The following is an 8,853-nucleotide window of genomic DNA, read 5'->3' on the forward strand; positions in this document are numbered from 1 at the left end:
AGATATATCGTTATATTCGCATCAAGAAAATGAAAGACCCCTTCCCCTACCAAGACCCAACAAACGCCATCGACACGCGAGTCTCAGACCTGATCAGCCGAATGTCACTCGAGGAAAAAATCGGCCAAATGCTTCAAATGGCCTGCGGGAAAGGCGACCCAAGTGAACATATTTTCGATCGCAAGGTCGGCTCATTGCTGCACGTTCAAAATGAAAGAGTCGCCCTCGCTATAGACCTAGCCAGTCAAACCCGCCTGGGCATCCCTATTCTTTTTGGGGACGACTGCATCCACGGACATTCATTCCACCCCAGGGCCACCATCTTCCCGACCCAGCTAGGCATGGCCTCCAGTTGGAATGCCGACCTAATCGAACAAGTGGCCCGCGTTACCGCGCGCGAAGTCAGCCTAACTGGATTAAAGTGGACCTTCTCGCCCGTGCTTTGCCTGACTCGTGATCTGCGCTGGGGCCGCGTTGGCGAAAGCTTCGGCGAAGATCCATTCCTGATTGGCGAATTTGCCTGCGCCATGATCCGCGGCTACCAAGGCAAAGGCCTGAATGACCCGGAGGCGATTCTGGCCTGCGCCAAGCACTATGCGGGCTACTCCGAGACTCAGGGCGGACGCGACTCGTCCGAAGCGGACCTCAGCAAGCGCAAGCTCATCTCCTATTTCCTGCCACCTTTTGAGCGCGCCGCCAAGGAAGGCTGCATGTCTTTCATGACCGGCTACCAATCGATCGAAGGCGTCCCATCCACCGCAAACCGATGGCTGCTCAACGACGTGTTAAAAGAACAATGGGGATTCAACGGCATCCTCGTCACCGACTGGGATAACTGTGGCCGCATGTACTGGGAGCAAAAAATCGTGCCTTCCATGAAGGAAGCCTGCGCTCTGGCCATCAAAAGTGGAAACGACCTGATCATGCAAACGGCAGGCTTCAACCAAGGCGCAATGGAAGCCGTGCAAGATGGCTTGGTAACGGAAGTTGAAATCGACGCAATCGTCGAACGCATCCTCGCTCTGAAGTTCAAGCTCGGTCTATTCGAGAACCCGGGCAAGCCCGACCTCAACAAGCAGAGCATTGTCATTGGCTGCTCCGAACACCAGGAGGTAAATCTGGAAATGGCGCGGCGCTCGCTGATCCTTTTGCAGAACGATGGAACGCTGCCGCTCAATGCCGAGCAACCGATGCGCATTGCGCTAATCGGCCCCAATGCAGATGACCAACAAGCTAACCAAGGCGACTGGGCCGGCGCCAGCGGTCAAGTGCAATGGATGTGGGACGGGCATCCGCGCGAGTGCACCCGCACCGTGCTAGATGGCTTAAAAGCCGTCGCTCCCGCTGGCAGCACGGTGACGTATACACGTGGAGCCGACATCACCATGACAAAGGAGGAGATCGACGACTCCTATGATGACGGTCAAGCCAAGCGTAAAGTCACCGTGATGGCAGAACCGGATGAACAGATGATCGCTGAAGCTGTGGCGAACGCCCAGGCTTCCGACGTCGCAGTCGTAGTCGTTGGCGACAACATGCACCTCATCGGCGAATGCCGTTCCACCGCGACTTTAGAACTTCAGGGTGGACAGCTCGCCCTGCTGGAAGCCGTTGCGCAATGTGGCAAGCCAATGATCGTCGTGCTGATGCACAGCAAGCCGCATGTGCTGCCGAAATCGGTACAAAACGCCGCTGCGGTCATCGAAAGTTTCAACCCGGGCATGATGGGCGGCACAGCCATTGCCGAAGCTATTTTCGGCCACTTCAATCCATCTGGCAGACTAACGGTTTCCGTGCCGTATCACGTAGGGCAACAGCCGATTTATTACAGCCAAGTGCGCGGACAGCACGGCCATACCTACGCCGACATGACACAGCAGCCGCACTTCCCATTTGGCTTTGGCTTGAGCTACACGTCATTTAGCTACAGCGATCTGAAGATCACGAGCAGCGAAACGCTGAAACCAGACGAAACAGTTCAGTTTGAAATCACCGTTTCGAACACTGGCTCGCGCGCGGGTCGTGAAACCGTCCAAGCCTACGTCGCGGACCTGGTGACTTCGGCCACTTGGGTCAACAAGGAGCTGAAGGCCTATCGCCAAATCGACCTTGATCCCGGCGAGACCAAGACCGTTCAATTCGAGCTACCCGTGTCGGCGTGCACCATGGTAAACGCCGCGAGCGAACGTATTGTTGAAGCAGGTGAATTTGAACTGCAAGTGGGCAGCAGCAGCCGCGATAACGACTTGCTCAAAGCAAGCTTCTTCGTCGAAGACTAGATCTCAAACGCTGGAACCGGCATCGCCAAGTCTTCATACTTGGCGTTGCCGATCGAGTGATAAGGCAAACGTTCGAGGAGCTCAATTTCCGGTCGCCGCTCCCATTCCGCCAAAAACGCGGCATGCGCCTCGGAGTCATTCACGCCCGGCACGATTGGGCAGCGTAAATGGATACGAGCGCCCGCCTCAACGAGCATTTCCAAGTTACGCAGAATCAACGCGCCATCAACGCCCGTCCAACGACGATGCCCTTCCGGCTCCCAGTATTTCAAGTCAAAGTGGAACAAGTCGACTAGCGGCAGCAGCTCCCGCAAGCGTTCAGTTGAAACCTGTCCACAGGTATCGAGGCAGGTATGAATCCCCTCCAGCTTCGCAGCGAACAACAATGCTTGGCAGAACGCATATTGGACAGTTGGTTCGCCTCCAGAGATGGTCAACCCGCCGCCTGAAGTTTCGTAGAACGAACGATCTGAGCGCACAGTCTCCATGACCTCTTCCACTGTCATGCTTCGGCCATAAACTTTTCCCGATAAACCAACCTCCGGCGCACGACGCTGCGACTCTGGATTGTGGCACCATGCGCAGCGCAAAGGGCAACCTTTCAGGAAAACCGTCGTCCGTAATCCCGGACCATCATGCAAGGACGCCCGCTGGATATCAAAGACAATGCCATGTGGCTCACTGGCTTTTGAATTATTCATCTCTAGTTCAGAGTGCGCGCGAGGACCTCGAGCTGCCCGGGACGCGCCAAGTCGATAAAGCGTATGCTGAAGCCGCCAACGCGCACCATTAAGTGCCCCCATTTTTCCGGTTCACGCATAGCCGCCTCCATATCTGACCGAGACACCACGGTGATCATTGCCTGCGAACCGCCGCGTGCAAAATATACCTTGAGCAGGGCTTCAAACTTTGGTCGCATGTCGCCGAACCACTCCTTGGAAAACTTCATATTCTGGACGGATCCAGCATGCAAAGAGGGATCGAGCTTAACCAATGAGTTGAGAAAAGCCGTCACACCGTTGATGTCCGACCCGGGCGATGGATTGTTCGCATTGGCCATTGGTTGACCAGCCTGACGGCCGTCTGCACTTGCACAAGTTCGCCAACCTAAGACCGTATTCGCCCAATTATTAATCACAACGACCAGGTAACTATCGAGGCCAACCACCTTCCCCTGCTCTGCCGTAGCCTGACAAATATGTTCGTGCACACGCCGGGCCATAGAATCCGCCAGCCCTTCGTCGTTGCCATATTTACTGACTTGCTTGCAGGCGTCACGAATCGCTTCGTAGCCTTCGAAATTCGCGTCCATCGCCGTAACGATTTGTCTCAGCGTGAAGCGTTTTTGCTTAAATACGAGTTCATCAATCACGTGCAGGCTATCTGCCGTATTCGTGTTGCCATAGGTTTCCAAACAGCCTCCGAGATAACGGGCGCCACCACCGAACGCCGAGCAATCGCGCTCAATACAATCCGAGGTCAACGCGCTGATGAACCCAAGTGGCGCATCCTTCGCCATGACATCGTATTCGATTTTCTGCTGCAAAGCCAAGGCCTCCACATAGTATTCGACTGTCTGCTGATAGATACTCCAAAGATCATCGAAAGACTGAATGCGCTCCACGGGACAAACATCAGGAATCAGCCGCTCGTCGGTATTAATGTCCACGCCCTGATGCAGGCACAGCTCCAGAACCTTGAGCAAATTAATGACGCCATTCGGCGAACCTTCGCTATAGTGATTCAGCACGTATTCGCCGCAGCCATAGGGTGTGTATTGCTCGGCCGTTTGCTCATCCACGCCAAACGCCTGCATGACAGCCGGGATGTTGACGTCGTCATTGTACAGCATCGGAAAAGTGCACCCTTCGCCAATCGCATCAATCGCCTGGGCCCAGAGCTCGGGATTTTGGGTTTGGTCAAAGCGAAAAGACAGCTGCGGTTGGTTAAGCCTGACTTTGCGCGTTGCCTCGATCGCCAATAGCGCAAAGAGATCCGCCGCATCAGCATCGTCACGCCCCCGACCACCGATGATAAGTCGGTTGTCATACATATTGTCGTAGTCGTGCATGAGTCGCCAAAGCGCGCAGGTCATCTCCAAAGCCTCGTCCCAAGTGATTCGACCGCTGTCCAAATCAGCCTTAAGAAAAGAGCCTAAAGCAACATCCAGTCGACCGTAATTCCAAGTCCCCGAATGCAATGCAAACAGCCAAAACAACTGGATGGCTTCACGGAAGCATTGCGGGCGATCATGGCGAATTGCCTTGAGGCATTGCGAAACATCAGCACAGGGGTCCGCTTCCAAATAGCGGCCAATGGTCGACTGCAATAGCGGCACAACATAGGTGAACTGCGTTGCCTGCAATTCACGCTCCAAGCCGTCTAACCCAAGCTGTAGCAGCTTGGGAAAATTCAAGCTAGAGCCCGCCATTCGATAGAGTGGAAACGCCGCCCCGCTCTCCTCCTGCCACGCATCTGAAGGCAGGCGCTCAGCCACCCAATCAGGATAGGCGCCACGCACCTTTTCAGCTGTTGTTTTCCCACGCCAAAAAGTTATCAGCGCCTCGACGCGATCAGCATACTGCGGATAGTGCCGCGCGCCTTCTTGCAACGCAGCATATGAGCAGTAATAGCCTAAATTAATCGGCTCAGGACTAAGCCCGACCAAGGGATAACACACCCGACCGGCAAAAACGTCGCCAGCTTGCATCGGCTGAAACAACTCTGGAAATTGCACAGAGAGCACAGCCGCTTCGCGATCGGCGGCAGGCGAAGCCTCGTGACGTTCATACGCCTCCGTGACGCGCTCTGCGTGACTGATTGCCCGGGCAAACAGATCGTTCGAGGAAAGCCAATATTCAGGCGAAAGTTCCGACAAGGTTTTCATTGGTTTTAAGCGCTGATTTTAAGTAGGCATTAAAGCGCACGTTGACCTCCCAGGCATCAGCCAATGGCCGCCCCGAGAACGGCTCAACCGGCATGTAGGGCGGCGGCCCAAACTCGGGTGTAATCGTTAAAAATTCCGCTCCAGCGCTTTGTCGCGCTTTGATAATACGCCTCCACAAGGCAAGGTGAAGCTCTGTCCATTCGGAGTATTCCGGGGCCAGCGGATCTGGAACCTGCGGCCCCTCCGAAAAACCCACGCGCGCGTGGATGTGCGATGATCGCTGAATGGCGAGCTCAACGTTTTCACCCTGATTGCTCAAATCGCTTTCGTGGACACAAAACCAATGCGAAAAATCCGCATTCAGCCTTAACTCGGGAATTGCCTCGAGCAATCGCTTCGTTTGTGGCCCGCTACTCGTTAGGCGTCCGCGATGCGTTTCATGTGTGAAGAGTATGCCAGCACTTTCCGCTAATTCACACGCGACTCGAAAGATTTCACAATTCTCCTCAAAGCTAAAAACGTCGCTTCCCGTGTGGCTGTTGACCAAGAGCGGCTTCGTCTCCACCGCAAAAGCAAACCGATCGCGCATCACCGCGATATGCTCGGCTGGCGTATCGCCTTCGGTGATAATCTGCGCAACAAGCAACAGCCCGTGATCTGCAACTCGCTGAGCAATCTCGGAGGCTGATTCCGGTTGGGCTGGCAAAAAGATTTCCACCGCGTCAAAGCCATCGGCTACCGCCCGCTGGAGAAACTCCTCCAACGGGTCGTCCCACATTTCCCATTTCGACTTGGTGAAAATCAAATCCATCAGTGAGCCTTCACTCCGAGCTTGCGGCGCAGATCATTGATGTGGGCGTAGCTCTTGGTTGGGTCAGCCAGAGGCTGGTTGAGCACATTCTTGCCACGCGCCAAATACATCAGATGCCGGTCGTGGTAATCTTCACTCAACTTGGTGGCTGCCGGGATGAATCGGAGCGTCCAACCACAGCGACGCATGTCTGAAGTGTTGGGCGGGCTGCCATGCTGAGTGCGAGCATCATGCAGTGAGCACTGGTTGCGCTCCAGCTCACACGGGACCGCGAGCTCATCCTTACGGTGACGTTTAATAATTTCGGAATCAAAGACGCTCGTATTGATGTCCACACCCTCGTATTCAGAAAATCCCTTTTGGCCGGTGTTGTGCGTCTGTGGGATCACATACATACAACCGTTCTTTGTCGTGGAAGGATCAATCGCCAACCACACGGTCGCGACCTCCATCGGGTTCAACATGCGACGCCAATAGGCGCTGTCTTCGTGCCACGGAACGCGTCGTCCATCCCCTTGTGGCTTGCAGATAAAGTGGGTCGAAAAGAGGATGATGTCTGGCCCGAGCAGTGGCTCAACCAAGTCAACGACTTCAGGGGCCAACGCCCACTCATTGAGCTTAGGGTCGCCAAAGTGCGGCGTATCCATTTGCTCCGGCCGTTCATCTTTCGGCCAGGCCGCCAGCTTCTCATCAAAGTATTCGGCGAGTGCGGCAAACTTTTCATCGGAGAAAACTTTAAGCTTCGGGATAACATATCCCTGAGTCTTGTAGTGTTCAACTTCTTCGGGTGTAAGGCGTGGTTGCGAGGTGGTAATCATGCCGAATAGAATAACATTTTTGCCAATGGAAATCGTCCTTCCCATTAGCAAATTTACGCTCTATTGTGATATCATGAAAACAATCTGGTGGCGACATATCTGCAATAAAGATGAACACCTTCACGTCGCAACCATTGAGCTGAAGCGCATGCATACGCCAGCCATGCATCGTCATGATTTTTACGAGTGCTTCCTCATTCTGGAAGGAAATGGGAAGCAGAGCACGCCCTCAGGCGACACCGATCTTCAACGGCATTCGCTCTACTTTGTCCGCCCTGAGCATGAGCATGCCATCAACGGCCAAAGAAATCTCGTTTTTCTAAATCTAGCCTTCGAGCGACTGACTTTCGAAGCTGCTCTTGCATTAGCGGGGTTTGCGCCTAAAAACTGGCAACCACATGCACCGATACACTCGGAAATACTTGATGAAAATCAAGTTAAAGAATTCCTCAACTTAGTCGCGACCGTCGCCAATCAACGCGATCAATCAAACGCAGCCTGGCTGCTGCTCAGTATCTCCCGCGTGCTAAGCCAAAAACAAGCCAGCACGCCAATACTGCCCAGCATGCCCGACTGGATGGTCGATGGATTTTCCAAAGTTGCCGATCGCGATGTGATCACTGAAGGCCTACCACTACTCAACCAATTAATGGGGCGCTCACGCGAACACGTCGCCCGCAGCTTTCAAAATAATTTAGGCATGACCCCCACCGAATGGCTCAATAAAGAGCGCATCCAGCGGGCCTGCCTGTTGCTGGCGACAACTCGCCTTTCAGTCCTCGAAATTGCGCTCGATTGTGGCTTTGAAAGCACCAGTTACTTCCATAAATGTTTTCGCGAATTAAAGCAGACAACGCCACGCCAATACCGCAAGGACTTGATGAGCATTCAAAAGTAATCGCCCTAGAGATAACATGAAGTTACCGGGTCCAGCACTTGCTCAACCCGGCAACTGATGATAGATCAAAAACAATACCTGGCCGTTAAGCTCGGCATCGATGTTCACGCTGACAGCTACGTGGTGGTTCGTCAAGTTGATGGCAGCACGCCTCAGACTTCGCAAAAGTTTCGCACTCGTGAGTCTTTTCTTCGCTTCGTGAGCAAGCAGCAGGCTGAGGCCGAGCAGGTGTATGCCTGTTACGAGGCCGGTCCGTTTGGCTATGGGCTGCACCGTCAGCTCTTGTCGATGGGCGTGACCAACTATGTGGTGGCTCCGCAGGATTGGGACGAGCAGGGGCGCGGAGTCAAAAGCGATTCGCTGGACGCGCTGGCTTTGTGCCAGCGGCTGGACCGCTACGTCGGGGGCAACCGCAAAGCCTTCACGTTGGTGCATGTGCCGAGCCTCAAGCAGGAGCGGCAACGCGCCCGCTGCCGTCTGCGCGAGCAGATCCAGAAGCACCGCAAAAGCTTGCAGGGGCAAGGTCGCTCGCTGCTGCTGACGCAGGACATTCGCGTGAAAGGCCAGTGGTGGCAAGGCGCCCGCTGGCGTGAGCTGGAGGATTCCGCACCGCAGTGGGTGTTGCAACACCTGAGCGTGCTGCGCGAGCTGCTGCAGGCAGTTTGCCAGCAGGAAAAAGCGCTGACCGAAGAGCTCGAGCAAGACGCCCCCAAGGCGCTGCCACGCGGCATCGGCGCGCTGACTTATCGTCAACTGGGCCTGGAGATGTGCGACTGGAGTCGTTTCAACAACCGCCGCCAAGTCAGCAGCTACACCGGGCTGTGCCCCAGCGAACACTCCTCGGGCAAAAAGCGACGGCAGGGCCACATCACCAAACACGGCAAGCCCGTTCTAGAGATAAGACCGCCTGCCACCCTCAAACGACATTGAATACGTCATTAAGCGCCGACAAGTCGCGCGCGCATAGCAGTATAAGCCGCTTGAAAACAAGCGAGCAACCGAGGGAGGACTTCAACCAGAAAAAATAACAAACAGCATGCTTGACTCAAAAAACTTCATAGCAGCATTTTTTCTTTAATTAGACCGATCAGGCCGCAGTGATTTTTCGTGTCCAGCAAGGCGGCTTGAGCGTAGCGCACTGGAAGTGCGTGAGTGAAAAG

7 protein-coding genes are annotated in these 8,853 nt (G+C 54.6%); 3 read left to right on the forward strand and 4 right to left on the reverse strand.

What is annotated here, in order from left to right; genetic code table 11:
- Positions 1-29: 29 nt before the first annotated feature.
- Positions 30-2,279, forward strand: coding sequence for a glycoside hydrolase family 3 N-terminal domain-containing protein (locus tag RBB62_RS13450; protein WP_309399447.1), 2,250 nt, complete (start codon positions 30-32; stop codon positions 2,277-2,279).
- On the opposite strand, the gene RBB62_RS13455 is transcribed toward RBB62_RS13450, so the two are convergent.
- The 4 genes from RBB62_RS13455 to RBB62_RS13470 are packed head-to-tail and all read right to left on the reverse strand — an operon-like array spanning position 2,276 to position 6,795.
- On the reverse strand, positions 2,276-2,980 hold the full coding sequence (locus tag RBB62_RS13455; RefSeq protein ID WP_309399448.1) for a glycyl-radical enzyme activating protein: 705 nt from the start codon (positions 2,978-2,980) through the stop codon (positions 2,276-2,278). The genes RBB62_RS13450 and RBB62_RS13455 overlap by 4 nt on opposite strands.
- Before the next feature lie 2 nt (positions 2,981-2,982).
- Positions 2,983-5,166, reverse strand: a complete 2,184-nt coding sequence (locus tag RBB62_RS13460; protein WP_309399449.1) for a pyruvate formate lyase family protein — start codon at positions 5,164-5,166, stop codon at positions 2,983-2,985.
- On the reverse strand, positions 5,138-5,977 hold the full coding sequence (locus tag RBB62_RS13465; protein WP_309399450.1) for a sugar phosphate isomerase/epimerase family protein: 840 nt from the start codon (positions 5,975-5,977) through the stop codon (positions 5,138-5,140). Before RBB62_RS13465 ends, RBB62_RS13460 begins: the two co-directional genes overlap by 29 nt.
- Positions 5,977-6,795, reverse strand: coding sequence for a phytanoyl-CoA dioxygenase family protein (locus RBB62_RS13470; protein WP_309399451.1), 819 nt, complete (start codon positions 6,793-6,795; stop codon positions 5,977-5,979). The genes RBB62_RS13465 and RBB62_RS13470 overlap by 1 nt, the downstream gene beginning before the upstream one ends.
- Positions 6,796-6,820: 25 nt before the next feature.
- Between RBB62_RS13470 and RBB62_RS13475 the strand changes: the two genes are divergently transcribed.
- The gene (locus RBB62_RS13475; RefSeq protein ID WP_309399452.1) at positions 6,821-7,693 is read left to right on the forward strand and encodes a helix-turn-helix transcriptional regulator; all 873 of its coding nucleotides are present in this window, start codon (positions 6,821-6,823) and stop codon (positions 7,691-7,693) included.
- Positions 7,694-7,750: 57 nt separating this feature from the next.
- Positions 7,751-8,623: an IS110 family RNA-guided transposase gene (locus tag RBB62_RS13480; RefSeq protein ID WP_309399453.1), complete on the forward strand. Its 873-nt coding sequence runs from the start codon at positions 7,751-7,753 to the stop codon at positions 8,621-8,623.
- The last annotated feature ends 230 nt before the right edge of the window (positions 8,624-8,853 follow it).

This window comes from Cerasicoccus maritimus (assembly GCA_031296935.1).
In the GTDB taxonomy this organism is placed as follows: Bacteria; Verrucomicrobiota; Verrucomicrobiia; order Opitutales; family Cerasicoccaceae; genus Cerasicoccus; species Cerasicoccus maritimus.